The organism is Hyphobacterium sp. (assembly GCF_965229905.1).
In the GTDB taxonomy this organism is placed as follows: domain Bacteria; phylum Pseudomonadota; class Alphaproteobacteria; order Caulobacterales; family Maricaulaceae; genus Hyphobacterium.
The window spans coordinates 1,147,723-1,164,792 of sequence record NZ_OZ245930.1 but is presented as its reverse complement, the minus strand read 5'-3'; the positions used below and the strand labels follow the sequence as shown (position 1 = coordinate 1,164,792).

Here is a 17,070-nt window from a genome sequence, read left to right as displayed (position 1 = left end):
GTTAGTCTGGTCGCAGTGCTATCTTCACGCGCTTTTCCAGCTTGTCGACCGGCTCGTTGACCACATCGAGCGGAAACTCCTCGAGCAGCCGCGACTTGAGCGCGTCATGATAGTGTTCGCGGATCTCGCCGAGGGATTCGCTGTCGGCATAGATCAACAACTGATCGAACTCGCCGTCCAGCGCCGCAGCGTTGAGGTCCGCGATGAGCCGCTCGACAAACCGCTTTTCCGCGAACTCGTGGGCATCGCCCTGGTCGACCGCGCTGCGATGCCCCATGCGGTCAAACACGCGGCCCGGCTTGTCGGATTGGATCTCGCGATCGGGTGGCACATCCTGATCGCGGATATCGACCGACTTGAGCACCGGATAGACGGCGTCGCCGTCATTGCGGAAAACCAGCCCCTTGCTGCCGTCCATGACGGCCACCCAGAGCGTCTTGCGCGGTCCACGTGTCATGCGAGGCTCCCTTCTGCACCGGCTGTCATCATAGCCGGAAACCCGCCCCACTGCGCAACCGCTTCTGCGCGGGTTGAAACCCCGTCCAATTGCCCGATGATCCGATCTCGTCTCGGAAGGATTGCGCTTTGGATGCGGCCGCACTCGACGCCATTGAGGTGACCGTCAGCCAAGGCTCACGGATCGGGCTGACCGCCGGCCTGGCGGTCATGATGTTTTCAGTCGCCCTGACGCTCAAACCGGCCGACTTCGCCTTTCTCGGGCGGCATCCGAAAATGTTCTTCGGCGGACTGTCGACGCAATTGCTCGCACTGCCGGTCATGTCTGTTGGCTTGGCGCTGCTATTATCGCCACCGCCATCGGTGGCCTTCGGCATGATCGTCGTCGCCTGCTGTCCGGGCGGCAACGTGTCCAATCTGATGGTGCTCATGGCGCGCGGCAACGCGGCCTATTCTGTGTCGCTGACAGCAGCCTCAAGCGCGCTGGCCTTCCTCGTGACACCGATTGCGATACTGGGTTGGGCGAGCCTTTATCCGCCGACAGCGGCCTTGATACACGCAGTCGAGATCGAGGCCCTGTCTTTTATTCTCCAGACCGCCATGGCGCTGGGAATGCCGCTCGCGGCCGGCATGTTGCTGTCGAGTTTCTATCCGTCCATCGCCCGCCGCATCCAGCCGGTCTTCTATATCCTGGCCATCGCCATTCTCGTCCTGCTGGTGACCGTCGGACTGATCTCGAACTGGGAGCTGATCCTCGCCAGCGGCGATGTGATCGCACCGGTCGCCATTCTTCACAATGCAGTGGCGTTCGCGCTTGGAGCGCTCGCTGGCCGCCTGCTGGTGCTCAAAGCGCCCTCCCGCCGGGCGCTGACGTTCGAGATCGGCATCCAGAATGCCGGTCTCGGCCTCGTTATTCTGCTGACGCAGTTCCCAACACTCGGCGGGGCCGCAGCCGTCACCGGCTTCTGGTCGATCTGGCACCTTTTTGCCGGCCTGGCGCTGGCCGGTGCGTTCCGGCTCTGGGACCGTTATTCGGCCATGCGCGTATAGCGGATCACCCAGCGGTCGGCCCAGTCCTCGTCGATGGAGGCGCGGCCCTGCCACCGCCAGGTGAAGGCATCCCCGGTGACGTCTTGCCAGATCATGCGGAGATGCGGGAAGGCGTCGGTCGGGCGTTGATTGATCAGTTCGAAGACATGATCTTCGTCCTCCACCGGACCGCCTGATAGCGCGAAATACCCGCCCTGATCGTCGACCCAGGTCTGCCGCCAGTTCGAGGTGGCCGCAAAATAGTTGGAGATCGACATGCCGTGGATACGGCCGACCCCCGGAAAATCATAGGCGATAAAGCGCTCATAGATGACGCAATCGCCATATTCATCGCGGGAGACGCGGTTTTCTCCGCGGCCGATCGAGCCGTCGGGATTATCCCATTCGGCGTGCCAGTCCCCGACCCAGAAGTCGAGTTGACGAGATTCCTCGCCTGAGCACGGCGGCACTTGTGGGGCTGTGTTCGACTGGGCGCTCACCGCCGGGCTCAGGCTGGTTCCCACGGCCAGGGCCGCGAGAATCCGCAAATTGGGAAGGTGCATTGTGATCCGTCTCCGTTTCCGGACTTCACGCAGACGTTACGCCAGCCATCGACGCGCCGTCTTGACCTCACTGCGCAGGACCCGATGCTGGATGACATGACTGCTGGGCTCGCCTGCGAACCGCTGGTTTTGTCGGCCAATCTCGGCCGGCAGCATGCCTGTATTCAATTTCTCAAGGACGCGGAGCGCCGCTATATCGCCGCCAATCAACGGCTGGCGGAATTCTTCGGCGCATCGTCCGTTGGCGACGTCATCGGGCGCCGCACCACGGATTTCTTCGATACCGGCATCGTCAACCGCTATGACGCGCTCGACCGCGCCGTCACCACAGGCCAGACGCTGATCGACCGGTTCGATTTCACTTACGATCATACCGGTTTGCGGCACTGGTATCTGTATGCGCGGACCCAGACCTGGCGGAATGGCGAACCGGTAATCCGCGGCGTGTCGTTCCGCTTGCCCAAACGGCCCGCGGCGGACCGCATCTATGCGCGATTGGCGGCCGCTACCGATTGCATCGCTGATAACCTTGCCGACCCGCCCGCCATCGAATCCCTGGCATCTACAACCCGCTGTTCGGTTGCACAGCTCGAACGCGATTTCCGGTCCGTGCTGTCGCAGAGCCCGAAACAGTACCGCGCCCGGCTGCGAGTGCAGCGCGCCATGGACGCCCTCCGGGCCGGCTGGCCGATCATCGATGCAGCGCTCGAAGCCGGCTATTCCGAACACTCCGCCCTGTCACGGGCCTTCAAGGCATTCACCGGCTTAACCCCGGCGCAGTTTCGGGCCACACTCCCGGAAAACTGACCGGGGAGTGACATGGCCTACGATATCAAGATCAAGGGCGGCCTCGTCCATGACGGGTCCGGCCATGAGCCGCGTCGTGCCGATATCGGCATCCGCAACGGTGTGATTGTGGCAATCGGCGCCTTTCCGGAGGCGGCGGATCGGGAAATCGATGCCACTGACTGTCTCGTCACGCCGGGCTTTATCGATCTGCACTCGCACTATGACGGCCAGGCCACCTGGGATGACCAGCTGGAACCGTCCTCCCGTCACGGCGTGACCACGACCGTAATGGGCAATTGCGGTGTCGGCTTCGCCCCGGTGAAGGCAAGTGACCATGAGCGCCTCATCAAGCTGATGGAGGGCGTCGAGGATATTCCCGGCACAGCGCTCGCCGAGGGCCTGAAATGGAATTGGGAGAGCTTCCCTGACTATATGAACGCGCTGGATGCGCAAAACCGCACCATCGATGTCGCCGTGCATATCGGTCACGACCCGCTGCGCGTTTATGTCATGGGCGATCGCGCCATCGCCGACGAGCAAGCCAGCGCGGACGATATCGCGTCCATGCGCCGGATCGTCCGCGAGGCGATGGAGGCTGGCGCGATCGGGTTCTCGACCGGCCGGTCCGACGTGCACAAGACCGCGGATGGCGACTGGACCCCGTCCTCGGAGGCAACGGCCAAGGAGTTGGCCGGCATTGCGCAGGCGTTCGACGGCCTGGATCACGGCGTCGTTCAGGCGGTGTCCGATTTCGATCTCGAGCGCGAGGGCGACCGTTTCGAAGCCGAATGGAAAGTGCTCGAAGCCTACGCCAGGGCCGCCGGCGGACGTCCCTTCTCCATGTCGCTGATGCAGCGCGATTTCGCGCCTGACCAATGGGTGCGGATCCTTGAGAAAGCGGAACAGATGAAAGCCGAAGGCGTCGATATGCGCGTCCAGACCGCACCGCGCGGCATCGGCGTTTTCCTTGGCCTGCAATGCACCTTCCACTTCTTCATGGGCTATCCCAGCTACAAGAAAATCGCCGACAAGCCGTTCGAGGAACGCGTCGCGATCATGAAGACGCCGGACTTCAAGGCGCAGATCCTGTCGGAGAAAACCGACAAGCTCTCCGGTCCCGGCTCGTCCATCCCGCCGCTGGCCGATCTATTGATGGAGCATATCGACTTCGTCGCGACCAAGTTGTTCCAGCTCGGCGATCCGCCCGATTACGAACAGCCGCCGGAAAACGCGCTGGCCGCGAAAGCGGAGGCGGAAGGCGTGCCGCTGATGGAGAAGCTCTACGACACGCTGCTGGAGCGTGATGGCAAGGAGCTGATCTACTTCCCGATCTACAATTACACCGAGGGTGATTATGCCAATGTCATGAAAATGATGACTCACCCCCAAGCCCTTCAGGGCCTTGGTGATGGCGGGGCGCATGTCGGCACGATCTGCGACGCGTCCATGCCGACCTACCTCCTCTCGCACTGGACCCGCGACCGCACGCGCGGACCGAGAATACCGGTCGAGCGCGCGGTGCAGATGATGACCGGCGATATCGCGGATTTCCTGTCGCTCACCGACCGCGGCTATCTGCGCGAGGGTCTGAAGGCCGACATCAACATCATCGATTATGGCGGCTTGCAGCTGGAACCGCCGCACATGGTCAAGGACCTGCCCGCCGGTGGTCAGCGATTGTTACAGGGCGCACGTGGCTATAAGGCGACGCTGGTCAGCGGTGTGCCGGTCGTGATGGACGATGCGTTCACCGGCGAGAAGCCGGGCCGGTTGGTTCGGGCGGGGAGGTGACTATGATTTCGTTCTTGGTCAGTTCGCTATTTTATGGGGCTTTTGCCGAATTCGACGGAGTGCCCGAAGCGTTTGTAATCGACGTCATATCTAGTGGTGTTTGTTTGGATCAATCATTTGATGACAGGCTCGCGGCAGTCATTGAAAGGAGGACTGGGATTCCGTCGATGATCCGAATTGAAGACGGTCATCTTGCCTCATATCCCAATGAATTCATTCAGATAACGATCGTAGTAACGGACGATAATCGAAACTGTGCAGCTAGCGTAGCTTTACAGGATGGATACATTAGAAGCGAAGACAGAATGCCCGTTTTCGATGGGCAATATTATTTTCCAACGGTGTTTTCTGCACTTCAGGAAGCAGAGCTAATTGAAACCATCACGGCTAGAGCTACTGAACGTGCGAATTGGATTGCCGTCGGCACTCAGGGCAGGAACTAAATTGCGTAGAATGAAGCTCTCCCAGAAAACCAAGATATCCACCCCGAAACTCGTCGAAGTGCAGGCCTGGTATCAGCATGTCTTCGGCATGGTCGTGGTCGAGGAATGGGATCATGACGGCGACAAGGGCGTCATTCTCGCTTTTGCGGACGGTCATAACGAAGCGCTGCTCGAAATCTACGACACCGATGTCGTTCATGATTTCTCGGGTCTCAGCCTGCAATACAAGGTCGAGCCGCTTGACGATTTCATCAAGACGTTGCCGGACGACATCGAACCGGAAGACCTCAAGGACCGGCCCTGGGGCGCACGCTATCTTTATCTGCGCGATCCGCTGGGCATTCAGGTCATTGTCTATGAGGGCTGTTGGTGAGCCGCGAGCCGGCTGCGCCGGTATTCTGTCGGCGTTTGGCCCGTGACCTCCTTGAAGGCACGGTTGAACGGTCCAAGCGAGGCGTAGCCGAGATCATAGGCAAGACTGGAAACTGGTGTCAGCCCGTTTTCCGGATCGGCCAGCCAGGTCTTGGCGTCGGCCACCCGCCGCTCATTGAGAAACGCCGCGAAATTCCGGTAACCGAGGCCCTGATTGATAATCCGCCTGAGCCGGTGCTCGGGTACGCCCACCTTCTCGGCGAGGCGGGCCACCGTGAGGCCTTCCTCGCGATAGACGCCGGAATCCATGAGCGCGATCAGCCGGTCGAGAAAATGCGCATCTTCGGGTGCCATGCGCCGCCGCGCTTCCTGCTTAGGAAGAGCCGGGCGAGGCGCTAACGGGTCAAGCCGGACCGACAGGAAGGCGGCGCCGAACAGGAAAGTGGTGGCAAACAGCGCAAGGGTCGGCCAGCCAGTCCCTGCATCGGCAAACTCGAAGGAAATGATGATCACGCCAAGCAAGCCGGTGATAACGGCAAAGGCCGACCGGATTGCCCGGCGCCGCTCGATCAAGTCCGACGCGCGGTCCTGAAGCGGCAGCCAGATCACCAGTCCGAACACCGCGATAGAGGCCAGGGTGTGAACCAGGAGCTGGGCAAACGGTTCGATCCCGATGACCAGCTCCCAGACGACATAATTCACGAGCAAGACCGCCGGCGGGATCAGCCGCCAGCCAATGACCGGAAACCGGTCCTTGAACAGCGCGCCCGCAAACCACCAGAGCAGCACCGGATTGATCACCGAGACTGGGATCAGGACGCCATAGCGCAATTCAGGCGGTAGCACCGGCAACAGGGTTTGCGAAGCGTTCAGCGTGTAGCAGGCGATACCGAAGGATAAGAGCGCTGCGCGGCGCGCAGCATCGAAACCGCGGCCAATCCGCAGAAACACCACGAAGAAAAGCGCGAGCAGGCCGAGAATGGCGCCCCGGATCAGCAGGTCGGCGACGGGCGCGTCCATACCGTCACGGTCAATCCATCGCCTTGACGATCGATTCCGTCATCTTCTTGGCATCGCCCAGGAGCATCATCGTGTTGTCGCGGAAGAAGAGCGGGTTTTCCACCCCGGCATATCCCGAGCCGAGCGAGCGCTTGATGAAGAACACTGTGCCGGCTTTCCACACCTGCAATACCGGCATGCCGTAGATCGGCGAGGACGGATCGTCTTCCGCGGCCGGATTGGTGACGTCATTGGCGCCGATCACGAAAGCGACGTCGGCATTGGAGAACTCCGAATTGATGTCTTCGAGCTCGAACACCTCGTCATAGGGGACATGGGCTTCGGCGAGCAGCACATTCATGTGGCCGGGCATGCGGCCGGCGACCGGGTGAATGGCGTAGGATACGTCCACGCCCTCTTCCTTCATGATGTCGCCCATCTCCTTGAGCGCGTGCTGCGCCTGCGCCACCGCCATGCCATAGCCTGGCACGATGATCACCTTGCGGGCGTTCTTCAGGATGAAGGCGGCATCGTCGGCCGATCCCTGCTTCACCGTGCCTTGCGGACCGTCGCCCGCCGGACCGGCAGTCTCGCCGCCGAACCCGCCGAGGATGACCGAGATGAAGGACCGGTTCATGCCCTTGCACATGATGTAGGACAGGATCGCACCCGACGAGCCGACCAGCGCGCCGGTGACCAGCAGCGCTGTGTTTTCCAGCGTGAAGCCGAGCGCCGCGGCCGCCCACCCCGAATAGGAGTTCAGCATCGACACGACGACCGGCATGTCGGCCCCGCCGATCGGGATGATCAGCGTCACGCCGAGCACGAAGGCGACGATCGTCAGCGCCCAGAAGGCGAAGGAAAGCTGGCCGCCCGACGCCATCAGGAAGACGATCATCAGGGCGATAAACCCGCCCATGCCGAGATTGATCCAGTGCTGGCCCTTGAACACGACCGGCGCCCCGGACACCAGGCCCTGAAGCTTCATGAAGGCGATGACCGAGCCGGAGAAGGTAATCGCGCCGATCGCCGAACCGAGCGATAACTCCAGCAGGCTTAGCCCCTTGATGTCGCCGAATGTGCCGATGTGGAAGACATCCGGCCGGTAGAAGGCCGCCGCTGCCACCAGCACGGCCGACATGCCGACCAGCGAGTGAAACGCCGCGACCAGCTGTGGCATCGCCGTCATCGGGATACGCTGTGCGATGACAGCGCCGGCGCTGCCGCCGACTGCCATCAGGATCAGGATGACCACCAGGCCGCCGAAGCCGATGCCGGACACCAAGAGCGTGACCAGAATGGCAATCGCCATCCCGGCCATGCCGAAATAATTGCCTTGCCGGGATGTCTCGGGGTGCGACAGCCCGCGCAGGGCCAGGATGAACAACACGCCGGAAACGAGGTAAAGAATGGCAGCAAGATCAGCGGACATGGGCGTTCAGCTTCTTTCTGGGTCTAGTCGTCGAACCGGGCGCGGACATCCATGATCCGCCCGGCCCGGCCGGATCCCTGGAACATGACATTGAAGGCGATGGCGGGCGCGCCGTTTTCCTCGGGCGCCGACGCCATCAGATCGAGCGCCCGCTCGAGCAGCCAGCGGCGCTGCGCGGATTGCTGGTGATCGATCTCGGCGCGATGGTCGAAACCCGGCTGGTCGAGCCGGCTTTCATCGCATTCGAAGCGCGCGATCTGCTCGGTGATCTGGACGGTTTCGATGCGGCAATGAATAACACCGCCCTGGCCCTGCTGCGGTGTCGCCGTGCCGCCGGTCGGATTGCTCGGCCGCGTACCGCCCCGCACCCTGGATGGCACCGCCGTCCCGCCGCGCGGATTGCGCAGACCGGCCACGGGGCTCACCCGTCCGCCATCGGCATAGACGGCGCGCACATCCATGATCCGGCCCGGGCTGCCGCTGCCCTGGTACATGATGTTGATGTCCAGCACCGGGCGGCCGCGCGAATCGCGCGTGGCAAGCTCCATCAAATGCAGCGTCCGCTCCGCCAGCCAGTCACGCGTCTCATTGCCGAGCTGGATGATCATTTCGTCATTCAGTCCCGACCGGTCAAATCCGGCCGGGTCGCAGGTCAGGCGCAATTCGGATTCCGTCAGCCGCGCCTGTTCGATGGCGCATTCGGCGACGACGCCTTCGCCGATACCCGGCGCCTGTGCCTGCGCCATGCCGGCCGTCAGCGCGGCAAGGGCGAGCGCCCTGCGCATCATGACTTGTCTCCGCCGCCCGGTTTTTCCTTTTTCTTGTACATGGCCAGCATGCGCTGGGTGACGAGGAAGCCGCCGAAAATATTGACGCTGGCGAGAATGACCGCGAGCCCGCCGGCGCCCTTGGCGAAACCGGAGCCCATGCCGCTGCCCTCGATCAGGGCGGGTGCGGCGGCGGCCAGCAGGGCGCCGACAATGATCACCGAGGAGATCGCATTGGTCACCGCCATCAGCGGCGTGTGCAAGGCCGGGGTCACCGACCAGACAACGTAATAGCCGACAAAGATCGCCATCACGAAAATGGCGAGGCGGAGGGTGATCGGATCGACAGCGTCCATGACTATGCCCTTCCTATTTGAGTGTCTGGTGCACGACCTTGCCGTCGCGCGTCAGCGTCATGCCGGTGATGATTTCGTCGTCCCAATGCGGGGCGAGTGCACCGTCCTCACCCGCCAGCAACGGGGCGAGATTGACCAGGTTGCGCCCGTATAGCGACGACGCGTCCGCGGCGAGCCTGCCCGGCAGATTGGTGTAACCGGCGATCGAAACGCCATTGTGCTCGACCACCTTGTCGGCTTCGGTCAGCTCGCAATTGCCGCCCATCGCCGCGGCAATGTCGACGATCACCGCGCCCGGCTTCATCGATTCCACCATTGCCTTGGTGATCAGCCGCGGGGCCGGGCGTCCCGGTATCAGCGCGGTGGTCACAACCACATCCTGCTTGGCGATATGGTTGGCGACGAGTTCGGCCTGCTTGGCCTGGTACTCTTTCGACATTTCCTTGGCATAGCCGCCGGCGGTTTCGGCTGCCTTGAACTCCTCGTCTTCGACGGCGATGAATTTCGCGCCGAGCGAGCCGACCTGCTCCTTCGCGGCAGGCCGGACATCGGTGGCCGAGACCACCGCGCCCAGACGCCGCGCGGTGGCAATCGCCTGCAGGCCGGCCACGCCGGCCCCCATCACGAACACCTTGGCGGCCGCCACTGTGCCGGCTGCCGTCATCATCATCGGGAAGGCGCGACGATAGAGCTGCGACGCCTCGATCACAGCGCGATACCCCGCGAGATTGGATTGCGAGGACAACGCATCCATCGCCTGCGCACGGGTAATGCGCGGCGTGAATTCCATCGCGAGGGCATTGATGCCGGCATTTGCGAAGAGCTGAGCGCGGTCCTTGTTGCCGTGCGGCTCGAGCAGACCGACCAGCAAGCAGTCTCTCGGCAGTTTGGCGAGGGTCTCGTCGTCCGGCGTTCGCACGGCAAAGACCGCGTCGACGCCTTTCAGGGTTGCGGCCAACGTACCCATCTGGGCACCGGCCTCGGCATAAGCCGCGTCAGGCAGGCTGGCATCGGCACCGGCGTCCTTCTCGACGCGGATTTCGTGACCCGCATCGACAAGTTTTTTAACGGTACCGGGCGTCGCGGCCACGCGGGTTTCCCCATCGCGGCGCTCTTTGAGGATGGCGATTTTCATGCGTTCAGGATGACCAGCTCACAAATTTTGCGAGCACCTTGTCGGATTCCCGAACGAAATAAAAGAGACAATCGCGAGCGCCGCTTAAAGCAGGCTTCCGACCAGTCCGGCGATGACCGCGCTGACAAAACAGATCAGGGCGAAACCGATGACGGTGGCATACCAATTCGCCTTGAGTTTGAGTGCCATGCCCAACAGAATTCCGACGATCGTGGTGACGATCAGCGACACCATCCAACCGGCATGCGCGGCGAAGGTGAGCGACAGAAACAGCACGGACAGGACGGTCAGACCGCCGAACCATACGGACAGGCCCATAAAGCTGGAAAACGTGCGGCTCTGCTCGGAAACATCCATCCTGCCGCGTTCGTATTCAGCCATTTCTACCCCCTGAAAGTCTCAACCGGAATGAGGTGCGGATTATCACGCGTTCGCACGTCCGCCAAGTCTTGATGGATGCGGCGTGTCAGCGCTGGCCCCAGCCCGATTGCATGAGCGTTTCAAGCGCGGATGCCACCGCCAGCGGCTGGTCCAGGATCAGGTGATGCTGGGCTTCGGGGATCGAAATCATCGGTGTATCCGCGCCGAAAGTCTTGGCCATAAAGGACCAGATCTCGTCGGTGACCAGCGTGGTGTCCGCCCCCCGGAAGAATGCCAGCGGGCATTTTGCCGTATCGCGCAACACGTCTGGATCCCGGCGCTGATATTCCAGCTTGGCCCAGAGATTGACGTCGAATTTCCACGAATAGCCGCCCTCCACAGCTTTCAGAGAGTTGCGCGCAATGTGATCGACCACCGCGACCTGTTCGCAGGGCTGCGGCGGCAGGAGACGGAAGCGCGCGATCGGCGTCGCCATGTCCGCATAGACTTTTCCGCCGCGCTGGGGCGGCGAGGACGAGCGCTGCTCATCCGGCGGGCGGACAGGCGAATCCAGAATGATGGCGCCGGCAAGTTCGTCCCCGAATTCCATCGCCGCCACCATCGCGACAAAGCCCCCGAATGAATGGCCGGCCAGGAAAGGCTTGCCGGTTTCGAACAGGCCCGCGGCTTCGGCCACGGCGCGGACTTCCTGTGCATAAAGCGGCATGCGGTAGACGTCGCGATGGCCGCTATCGCCCATGCCGGACAGATCGATCGCCGCGACCCGCCGGTTCTCGATGAAAGCCGGCGCCAGCGCATCCCACCATTGCTTGTGAGCGACGCCGCCATGCACCAGCATCACGCCCGGCTTGCCGCGATCGCCCCAGGCTTTCCAGGCGATAGCTGCACCGTCGACCTCGACCACGCCCGTTTCGCTGGAAACCGCGAGCAGCCGGTTCAGCCAATCGGGATAGGGCGGCTTCGCGCCACCAAAGGATTTGAGGGGAGGCGGGATCTCGCGCAGGGCTTGCGTCGCTTTGCTCATGCTTATCGGCTAGACCCGATTGTGCAGTGCGTCAATTAGCCGAACCGTTGACGTTCGCGTCACATTTCAACGGTGGCGATCAGATTGTTCGCGACATGAAGCAGCACCGGTGCCCACAACCGGCCGGTGACCCGCCGTGCCAGCCCGGCACAGATTCCAAGCACGGCCGTGTAGATCACGACCGGCACGCCGACGAAGACGTGCAGCGCGCCGAACATGAGCGACGAAATCAGGATCGGGAGGACCCAGCCGCCCATCCGCTTGACCAGCGCCGGCAGCAGCCAGCCGCGGAAGACCACCTCTTCGATATAGGGCCCGAGCAAAACGATGGCCGGGATCATGTACCAGATCGCTGACGGGTCATCGCCCGGCACCGGCAATTCATTCGTCATGTCCGGCAGCGGCGTATAAGTCGTCAGCCAGTCGGTCGCCGCGACCGCAAAAACCACGGTCAGAATCAGAAACACGCCGGCATAGCCGGTCTCCAGCCCGAACCGGCCGGGCCGGACATCCAGCACGGCGGCCGTCAGGCCGCGGCGTTGCAGCCAACCGGCGAAAATCCACAGCAGCGCCAGGTCGGTAACCACCAGCAGCAGATAGAGCGAGCGCAGATAGGACTGCTCGGAAATATCGTCCTCACCCAGGGCCGCGCTCACCTCGCCGATGGCGAGCGTCAACAGGCCGGCAATATCGCCGGACAACAGGATCACGAACGGCCAGATGAAAAACCAGATCGCCAGGCCGCCGATCGCGGCGCGCCCTTCCGGGACCACGCGATTCATCAGATCGATGGGCTTGAACGGCCATCCCGGTTTTTGCGGGGCAGATGATCCGAAGGGCGGCGGCGGCGTACTCATGACGACAGGTTGAGTACGCGCCATCGGGCGTCAACTGGCGCTTATGCTTAATACTGTGTCACCGGCGCATACACGTGAATTTTACTACCCATGTCCCATAACGGCACCCGGATGGATTGCCCCCGTCACCGGTGAAAACACCGGGACAGGCGAGGCCAAAAGGCCCGGCAATTGAACATGTGGGTAGCCGAAAGGGCTTGGGTGAGATGGCTAAGACCGTGCTGATCGTCGATGACGATCCGACGCAACGCCGCCTGTTGCAGGCAGTTCTTGAAAAGCAGGGCTTCGAGACCGACGCGGCCGATTGCGGCGAAGCGGCGATCGACCGCCTCGTACGCGGCGGCGTCGATGTCGCTCTCCTCGATCTGGTGATGCCGGGCATGGACGGCATGGACGTGCTTGAAGCGGTTCAGCGCAAGGGGATCGATACGCCGATCATCGTGCTGACCGCGCACGGAGGCATCGAAACTGTGGTCGCGGCGATGCGCTCCGGCGCGGCCGACTTCTTCATCAAGCCGGCCAGCCCGGAACGGATCACGGTCTCGGTGCGCAATGCGCTGAAAATGCAGACGCTGACCGGTGAGGTGAAGCGCCTGAAAAAGGCGCGCACCGACGGGTCTCTCGGATTCGACGACATGATCGCCGGCGCGCCGGCTATGCGGCAGGTCGTGCGGTTGGGACAGCGCGCCGCGGCAAGCTCGATCCCGATCTTGATCACCGGCGAAAGCGGTGTCGGCAAGGAGCTGGTCGCCGGCGCTATCCGTGCCGCCTCGGAACGCGCCGACAAGCCCTTCGTCGCGGTCAATTGCGGCGCAATTCCCGAAAACCTGGTGGAATCCACCTTGTTCGGTCACGAGAAGGGCTCCTTTACCGGCGCGACCGGCAAGCATAAGGGCAAGTTCCAGGAGGCTGATGGCGGCACGCTCTTCCTCGACGAGATCGGCGAGTTGCCGCTCGACATGCAGGTCAAGCTGTTGCGGGCCCTGCAGGAGGGCGAAGTCGATCCGGTGGGGTCAAAAGCCCCGGTCAAGGTCGATGTCCGGATCATCTCCGCCACCAATCGCGAACTGACCAAGGAGGTCGATGCCGGCCGTTTCCGCGAGGATTTGTTCTACCGGCTGAATGTGTTCCCGATCGAGGTGCCGTCGCTGCGCGCCCGCAAGGAAGACATTGCGGCCCTGGTGCGTCACTTCATCAAGCGCTTCAATGCGCAGGAAAACCGCTCGGTACTCGATGCCGCGCCGGACACGATGGCGATGCTGTGCGCCTTCGACTGGCCGGGCAATGTGCGCCAGCTCGAAAATGCCGTCTTCCGGGCGGTGGTCCTGTGCGAGGGGGAGTATCTGCGGCCGGAAGATTTCCCGCAGATCTCGGGCCTGGTGGCAGATCCGGCAGATCTGCCGCCGCCGCCCATGCCGGAAGACAGCGGGTTCCTCGCCGAAGCGGTCTCAGCGGAAAGCGCGCCGGTGCCGATCCTCGACGAAGGCGGTCATTTGCGTCCGCTGGAATCGATCGAGCGCGACCTTATCGAGTTTGCGATCGAGACCTATGCCGGCCGCATGGCCGAAGTCGCCCGCCGGCTCGGCCTCGGCCGCTCGACGCTCTACCGGAAAGTCCGCGAATACGATCTGGATGTGGATCAGGCCCGCTCGGCTTGATCCGTATTCAACCGCATTCTCCCAGCAGCCCTCGGAGAGCCTGGTTCACGCTAGATCTCCGGGGGCTGATCTGCTTTTCCTCCCCCGTGAACGGGGGAGGGGGACCACGAAGTGGTGGAGGGGGGAATTGCCCCCTCCTCCCGGAGCCTGTCCTCGGGCCGACCTCAGGTCGGACCCGTGGGCGATACTCCCCCCGCAGGCGGGGGGAGAAATCTGTGGCATGCGGCAAGAGCCTTGGAAGATTACTCCTCGTCGCCCTTCACCATCCGCAGCCTTGGCGAGCCGGACGGTCGCGCGGAGCCGTCCAGCGCCCAAACCAATTCGAACCGCTCGAAACAAGCGGGCAGGTCTTCGGTGAATTCGAAGCCCTCGCGTTCGGCTTCCCTCTGCCAGTAGGCGAGGTGCTCGCGCCGCCACCATTCAAATGACCGGTCGCCCTCTCCCTCATCCCAGGCGAATTGCGCATCGGCGTCGCGCACAGGTTTGACTTCGACAGAAGTTGTGCGGATGACGCAAGCGGGCGCGCCGCGTCCATCCAGAATCAGGAACAGATCGCCCGGCCTCGGAAACCGCGCGCCGGGCTGCTCATACCCGCGGGCGAGGGCGCAGGTCGCCCGCTTCTGTCCGATTAGCACGAGCTCAAGCAGCTCATCGGCCAATGCTTCGCTATCGCCGAACTGATCGACATCGAAAGGCTCGCCGGAATGGCCGGTTTCCGCACAGAAGCGGTCCCAGAAGGACTGCTGTTCAGGCGTCATCATCCTGGCCGCCCTTCACCACGCGAAGCTTCGGCGGCCGGCCGGGGCGGGGCGGTTCAGGCGGCTCTTCCGCCGCCTCATCCTCGATATCCTCATTGATATCCCGCACGCGCGGCCCGGCGCCCTTTTTCTTGAAAGACGATTTGAACCCCTTGCCGCGTGACATCGGCTTTCGCGTCTTGCCGGCGGCCTTCTTCTCGATTTCGCGCAGCTTGGCCGTCTGCAGACCGGACAGCGCCTCGTCCAGCTGGCCCTTGTCGGGATCGTTGAAGGCCGAACCATAGGTCTCCAGCCGGCCGGCGACGGAGTCCAGGAACTCGTCCTCCCAATCCGACAGCGTGTCGGACTTCTCGCTGGTTTCGATTTTCTTGCGCGCGCGTTGCAGGCGGCGCAGCGCCTTGCGGGTCTTCTTGGGGTCGACCTCGCGCGGCAAGCCGGGCCTAGCCCTCGACCGCGTCCATGTAGAGCTCGAGCAGGGATTCGGTTTCCTGCCGCTCATTGCGGTCGATCTTGCGCAGCGCCACGACGCGGCGGAGTATCTTGGTGTCATAGCCCATGGCCTTGGCCTCGGCATAGACCTCCTTCATGTCGTCCATCACCTGCTTCTTGTCCTCTTCCAGCCGTTCGATGCGCGCCACGAACGCTTTCAGCTGTTCGCGGGCGGCATTGCCCATGGATTGGGAATTGTCGGTAACGGCGGACACATCATCCATGATGGCAGGCTCCGGCTGGCGGTGAAAGACGCCGGCGAAACTAGGAGGTCGGACGCGCCCGCTCAAGACGGTTGGGCGGTGCGGGCCTCAGTTGTCCCCAACGGGGTGCAGTATGCCGATGGCCTCACGTACGGCTTGCGGCGCCTGGTGGTGCAGCATGTGGCCCCAATCCTCGCGGATCACCGTCTGCGCATCGGGGAGGATTTCCGCCGCCGGAACGGCATGCCGGTCGGTAAACACCACGCGATCGCTGCGCCCGCCCAGCAGGATGACGGGAAGGCCGACCGTGGCGTAATGCGGCTCCTGCCGCGCCAGATGATCGTTCACCTGTGCCATGTCCTCGGCATTGGCTTTGAAGACCCGGCTGTGAAAAACCCGGTCCACATGCACGGCCTCGGCATAGCCGGCGGGGACCGGTGCTGGGTGGAAGGTCTCCTCGAGCCCGCTGCCAATCCGCGACGGTCCCACCAGCGGAATGACCACGCGCGTGATCAGCGGGCCGACGCCAAACCAGCGCGAAGCCCGATTATACCAGGCCGCTTCGCCGACACCGGAATAGAGCGGCGCGCCGATCAGCACGAGGCCGGACAGCGCGTCGGGATGATCGATCGCCAACCGCATGGAGATCGCCCCTCCCCAGGAATGCCCGACGACGACCGGGGCGGACAGGTCGAGCGACGTCATCAGCTCCGCAAGCAGCGCGGCCTCGCGTTCCGGCGTCCACGCGCCGTCCGGCCGTTCGCTCCAGCCGAGGCCCGGCCGGTCCACATAGACGGCACGATAACCGTCGAGATGACCGCCGAGCGCCAGCCGCATGTCCTCGGCATTGGACGACGCGCCGTGCAACAGCACCACGTCCGGACCCTCTCCTTCGATGACATAGCGGATCTCGGCTCCGTCAATCTCGATAAAGTGTCCTGCAGGAGGCATGTCGTCGGCTCTTAATGCGATTGGGAACAGGATCAGCAGCGCCAGGACGGCGATCGCGCGCATTACAGCGAGCGCCCGCGAAGCTCGGCCCGGATCCGCGCCGCGGCGCGCCCGGCGAGCTCATAAGTCGGATAGATCGCCAGCGCTTCTTGATAGGCTTCCAGCGCCGCTTGCGGCTGGTCGGCGCGTTCCAGCGTCGATCCCAGCAGGAAATACGCATCGAAGCGGCGCGGCTCGAGCGCCAGCGTCTCATTCAACGCTTCCAGCGCATAACTCCAGTCCTGCTGGGCGAAGGCAACCTGCGCCGACCGCAGCCAGCCCTCGGCATAGTCCGGCTGCAGCTGGGTGACATGATTGAACATGCGCGCGGCGATGTCGGGATTCTCGGCCGCCATCGCTGTTTCGCCGCGATCCATTAGCAGATCGATCGTGTCGCTGCCCGATGTCGCCCATAGGGCGAGAATCTCGTCGACCAGCGGTGGCGCCGCATCCGGCGTCGCCGTTTGCAGCGCATCAAGGCGCTCCTCCAGCCTTTCTTCCGGCGTCTGGAATTCCGGACCGGTCACCGGCACGGTGACCTGCAGGGCGAGGGCAAGAAGAAGCGCTTTCATGACGCG

21 protein-coding genes are annotated in these 17,070 nt (G+C 63.0%); 6 read left to right on the top strand and 15 right to left on the bottom strand.

Translation table 11 applies throughout. The annotated features are described in order from the left end of the window. Position 1: 1 nt before the first annotated feature. Positions 2-457: a host attachment protein gene (locus ACO08C_RS05875; protein ID WP_421788325.1), complete on the bottom strand. Its 456-nt coding sequence runs from the start codon at positions 455-457 to the stop codon at positions 2-4. Between the two features lie 128 nt (positions 458-585). Here ACO08C_RS05875 and ACO08C_RS05870 point away from each other — a divergent pair, with 128 nt between their 5' ends. Further along, complete coding sequence (locus ACO08C_RS05870; protein ID WP_421788323.1) at positions 586-1,506, top strand: bile acid:sodium symporter family protein; 921 nt, start codon at positions 586-588, stop codon at positions 1,504-1,506. Here the strand turns inward: ACO08C_RS05870 and ACO08C_RS05865 are convergent. Next, a complete protein-coding gene (locus ACO08C_RS05865; protein WP_421788321.1) occupies positions 1,485-2,048 on the bottom strand; it encodes a hypothetical protein in 564 nt (187 codons plus the stop codon). The two genes, ACO08C_RS05870 and ACO08C_RS05865, sit on opposite strands and share 22 nt — an antisense overlap. Positions 2,049-2,144: 96 nt before the next feature. On the opposite strand from ACO08C_RS05865, the gene ACO08C_RS05860 reads away from it, so the two are divergent. The 4 genes from ACO08C_RS05860 to ACO08C_RS05845 are packed head-to-tail and all read left to right on the top strand — an operon-like array spanning position 2,145 to position 5,444. After that, complete coding sequence (locus ACO08C_RS05860; protein ID WP_421788319.1) at positions 2,145-2,855, top strand: helix-turn-helix domain-containing protein; 711 nt, start codon at positions 2,145-2,147, stop codon at positions 2,853-2,855. A 12-nt stretch (positions 2,856-2,867) separates the two neighbouring features. Further along, positions 2,868-4,628, top strand: a complete 1,761-nt coding sequence (locus ACO08C_RS05855; RefSeq protein ID WP_421788317.1) for an N-acyl-D-amino-acid deacylase family protein — start codon at positions 2,868-2,870, stop codon at positions 4,626-4,628. Between the two features lie 2 nt (positions 4,629-4,630). Then, complete coding sequence (locus ACO08C_RS05850; RefSeq protein ID WP_421788316.1) at positions 4,631-5,071, top strand: hypothetical protein; 441 nt, start codon at positions 4,631-4,633, stop codon at positions 5,069-5,071. A 10-nt stretch (positions 5,072-5,081) separates the two neighbouring features. Beyond that, positions 5,082-5,444 carry a VOC family protein gene (locus ACO08C_RS05845; protein WP_421788314.1) on the top strand — a complete coding sequence of 121 codons (363 nt, stop codon included), beginning with the start codon at positions 5,082-5,084 and terminating at the stop codon, positions 5,442-5,444. On the opposite strand, the gene ACO08C_RS05840 is transcribed toward ACO08C_RS05845, so the two are convergent. From ACO08C_RS05840 to ACO08C_RS05805, 8 genes are all read right to left on the bottom strand, one after another. After that, positions 5,426-6,463: a helix-turn-helix domain-containing protein gene (locus ACO08C_RS05840; protein ID WP_421788312.1), complete on the bottom strand. Its 1,038-nt coding sequence runs from the start codon at positions 6,461-6,463 to the stop codon at positions 5,426-5,428. The genes ACO08C_RS05845 and ACO08C_RS05840 overlap by 19 nt on opposite strands. A 10-nt stretch (positions 6,464-6,473) precedes the next feature. Further along, positions 6,474-7,874: an NAD(P)(+) transhydrogenase (Re/Si-specific) subunit beta gene (locus ACO08C_RS05835; RefSeq protein ID WP_421788310.1), complete on the bottom strand. Its 1,401-nt coding sequence runs from the start codon at positions 7,872-7,874 to the stop codon at positions 6,474-6,476. Positions 7,875-7,897: 23 nt separating this feature from the next. Continuing rightward, a complete protein-coding gene (locus ACO08C_RS05830) occupies positions 7,898-8,662 on the bottom strand; it encodes a hypothetical protein (protein ID WP_421788308.1) in 765 nt (254 codons plus the stop codon). Further along, positions 8,659-8,997, bottom strand: coding sequence for an NAD(P) transhydrogenase subunit alpha (locus tag ACO08C_RS05825; protein WP_421788307.1), 339 nt, complete (start codon positions 8,995-8,997; stop codon positions 8,659-8,661). Before ACO08C_RS05825 ends, ACO08C_RS05830 begins: the two co-directional genes overlap by 4 nt. A 13-nt stretch (positions 8,998-9,010) precedes the next feature. Then, positions 9,011-10,132 (bottom strand): Re/Si-specific NAD(P)(+) transhydrogenase subunit alpha, encoded by a 1,122-nt coding sequence (locus ACO08C_RS05820; RefSeq protein ID WP_421788305.1) that lies wholly within the window; start codon positions 10,130-10,132, stop codon positions 9,011-9,013. Between the two features lie 84 nt (positions 10,133-10,216). Then, positions 10,217-10,513 carry an aa3-type cytochrome c oxidase subunit IV gene (locus tag ACO08C_RS05815; RefSeq protein WP_421788304.1) on the bottom strand — a complete coding sequence of 99 codons (297 nt, stop codon included), beginning with the start codon at positions 10,511-10,513 and terminating at the stop codon, positions 10,217-10,219. An 85-nt stretch (positions 10,514-10,598) separates the two neighbouring features. Further along, on the bottom strand, positions 10,599-11,537 hold the full coding sequence (locus ACO08C_RS05810) for an alpha/beta fold hydrolase (protein WP_421788302.1): 939 nt from the start codon (positions 11,535-11,537) through the stop codon (positions 10,599-10,601). Positions 11,538-11,596: 59 nt separating this feature from the next. Beyond that, positions 11,597-12,418 (bottom strand): CPBP family intramembrane glutamic endopeptidase, encoded by an 822-nt coding sequence (locus tag ACO08C_RS05805; protein ID WP_421788301.1) that lies wholly within the window; start codon positions 12,416-12,418, stop codon positions 11,597-11,599. A gap of 182 nt (positions 12,419-12,600) precedes the next feature. Between ACO08C_RS05805 and ACO08C_RS05800 the strand changes: the two genes are divergently transcribed. Further along, a complete protein-coding gene (locus tag ACO08C_RS05800; RefSeq protein ID WP_421788299.1) occupies positions 12,601-14,052 on the top strand; it encodes a sigma-54-dependent transcriptional regulator in 1,452 nt (483 codons plus the stop codon). A gap of 242 nt (positions 14,053-14,294) precedes the next feature. On the opposite strand, the gene ACO08C_RS05795 is transcribed toward ACO08C_RS05800, so the two are convergent. The 5 genes from ACO08C_RS05795 to ACO08C_RS05775 all read right to left on the bottom strand — a co-directional run bounded on the left by ACO08C_RS05795 (position 14,295) and on the right by ACO08C_RS05775 (position 17,064). After that, positions 14,295-14,813: an ASCH domain-containing protein gene (locus tag ACO08C_RS05795; protein ID WP_421788298.1), complete on the bottom strand. Its 519-nt coding sequence runs from the start codon at positions 14,811-14,813 to the stop codon at positions 14,295-14,297. Next, on the bottom strand, positions 14,800-15,243 hold the full coding sequence (locus ACO08C_RS05790; protein WP_421788296.1) for a hypothetical protein: 444 nt from the start codon (positions 15,241-15,243) through the stop codon (positions 14,800-14,802). Before ACO08C_RS05790 ends, ACO08C_RS05795 begins: the two co-directional genes overlap by 14 nt. 7 nt (positions 15,244-15,250) lie before the next feature. Next, positions 15,251-15,523, bottom strand: a complete 273-nt coding sequence (locus ACO08C_RS05785) for a DUF2312 domain-containing protein (protein ID WP_421788294.1) — start codon at positions 15,521-15,523, stop codon at positions 15,251-15,253. An 87-nt stretch (positions 15,524-15,610) separates the two neighbouring features. Further along, the gene (locus tag ACO08C_RS05780; protein ID WP_421788293.1) at positions 15,611-16,516 is read right to left on the bottom strand and encodes an alpha/beta fold hydrolase; all 906 of its coding nucleotides are present in this window, start codon (positions 16,514-16,516) and stop codon (positions 15,611-15,613) included. Continuing rightward, positions 16,516-17,064 (bottom strand): tetratricopeptide repeat protein, encoded by a 549-nt coding sequence (locus ACO08C_RS05775; RefSeq protein WP_421788291.1) that lies wholly within the window; start codon positions 17,062-17,064, stop codon positions 16,516-16,518. The genes ACO08C_RS05780 and ACO08C_RS05775 overlap by 1 nt, the downstream gene beginning before the upstream one ends. Positions 17,065-17,070 lie beyond the last annotated feature (6 nt).

Excerpts from the sequence above, each read along its gene's own strand:
- ACO08C_RS05875 (WP_421788325.1), bottom strand. The coding sequence starts at position 457 with ATGACACGTGGACCGCGCAAGACGCTCTGGGTGGCCGTCATGGACGGC.
- ACO08C_RS05865 (WP_421788321.1), bottom strand. The coding sequence starts at position 2,048 with ATGCACCTTCCCAATTTGCGGATTCTCGCGGCCCTGGCCGTGGGAACC.
- ACO08C_RS05860 (WP_421788319.1), top strand. The coding sequence starts at position 2,145 with ATGACTGCTGGGCTCGCCTGCGAACCGCTGGTTTTGTCGGCCAATCTC.
- ACO08C_RS05855 (WP_421788317.1), top strand. The coding sequence starts at position 2,868 with ATGGCCTACGATATCAAGATCAAGGGCGGCCTCGTCCATGACGGGTCC.
- ACO08C_RS05850 (WP_421788316.1), top strand. The coding sequence starts at position 4,631 with ATGATTTCGTTCTTGGTCAGTTCGCTATTTTATGGGGCTTTTGCCGAA.
- ACO08C_RS05845 (WP_421788314.1), top strand. The coding sequence starts at position 5,082 with ATGAAGCTCTCCCAGAAAACCAAGATATCCACCCCGAAACTCGTCGAA.
- ACO08C_RS05840 (WP_421788312.1), bottom strand. The coding sequence starts at position 6,463 with ATGGACGCGCCCGTCGCCGACCTGCTGATCCGGGGCGCCATTCTCGGC.
- ACO08C_RS05835 (WP_421788310.1), bottom strand. The coding sequence starts at position 7,874 with ATGTCCGCTGATCTTGCTGCCATTCTTTACCTCGTTTCCGGCGTGTTG.
- ACO08C_RS05830 (WP_421788308.1), bottom strand. The coding sequence starts at position 8,662 with ATGATGCGCAGGGCGCTCGCCCTTGCCGCGCTGACGGCCGGCATGGCG.
- ACO08C_RS05825 (WP_421788307.1), bottom strand. The coding sequence starts at position 8,997 with ATGGACGCTGTCGATCCGATCACCCTCCGCCTCGCCATTTTCGTGATG.
- ACO08C_RS05820 (WP_421788305.1), bottom strand. The coding sequence starts at position 10,132 with ATGAAAATCGCCATCCTCAAAGAGCGCCGCGATGGGGAAACCCGCGTG.
- ACO08C_RS05815 (WP_421788304.1), bottom strand. The coding sequence starts at position 10,513 with ATGGCTGAATACGAACGCGGCAGGATGGATGTTTCCGAGCAGAGCCGC.
- ACO08C_RS05810 (WP_421788302.1), bottom strand. The coding sequence starts at position 11,537 with ATGAGCAAAGCGACGCAAGCCCTGCGCGAGATCCCGCCTCCCCTCAAA.
- ACO08C_RS05805 (WP_421788301.1), bottom strand. The coding sequence starts at position 12,418 with ATGGCGCGTACTCAACCTGTCGTCATGAGTACGCCGCCGCCGCCCTTC.
- ACO08C_RS05800 (WP_421788299.1), top strand. The coding sequence starts at position 12,601 with ATGGCTAAGACCGTGCTGATCGTCGATGACGATCCGACGCAACGCCGC.
- ACO08C_RS05795 (WP_421788298.1), bottom strand. The coding sequence starts at position 14,813 with ATGATGACGCCTGAACAGCAGTCCTTCTGGGACCGCTTCTGTGCGGAA.
- ACO08C_RS05785 (WP_421788294.1), bottom strand. The coding sequence starts at position 15,523 with ATGGATGATGTGTCCGCCGTTACCGACAATTCCCAATCCATGGGCAAT.
- ACO08C_RS05780 (WP_421788293.1), bottom strand. The coding sequence starts at position 16,516 with ATGCGCGCGATCGCCGTCCTGGCGCTGCTGATCCTGTTCCCAATCGCA.
- ACO08C_RS05775 (WP_421788291.1), bottom strand. The coding sequence starts at position 17,064 with ATGAAAGCGCTTCTTCTTGCCCTCGCCCTGCAGGTCACCGTGCCGGTG.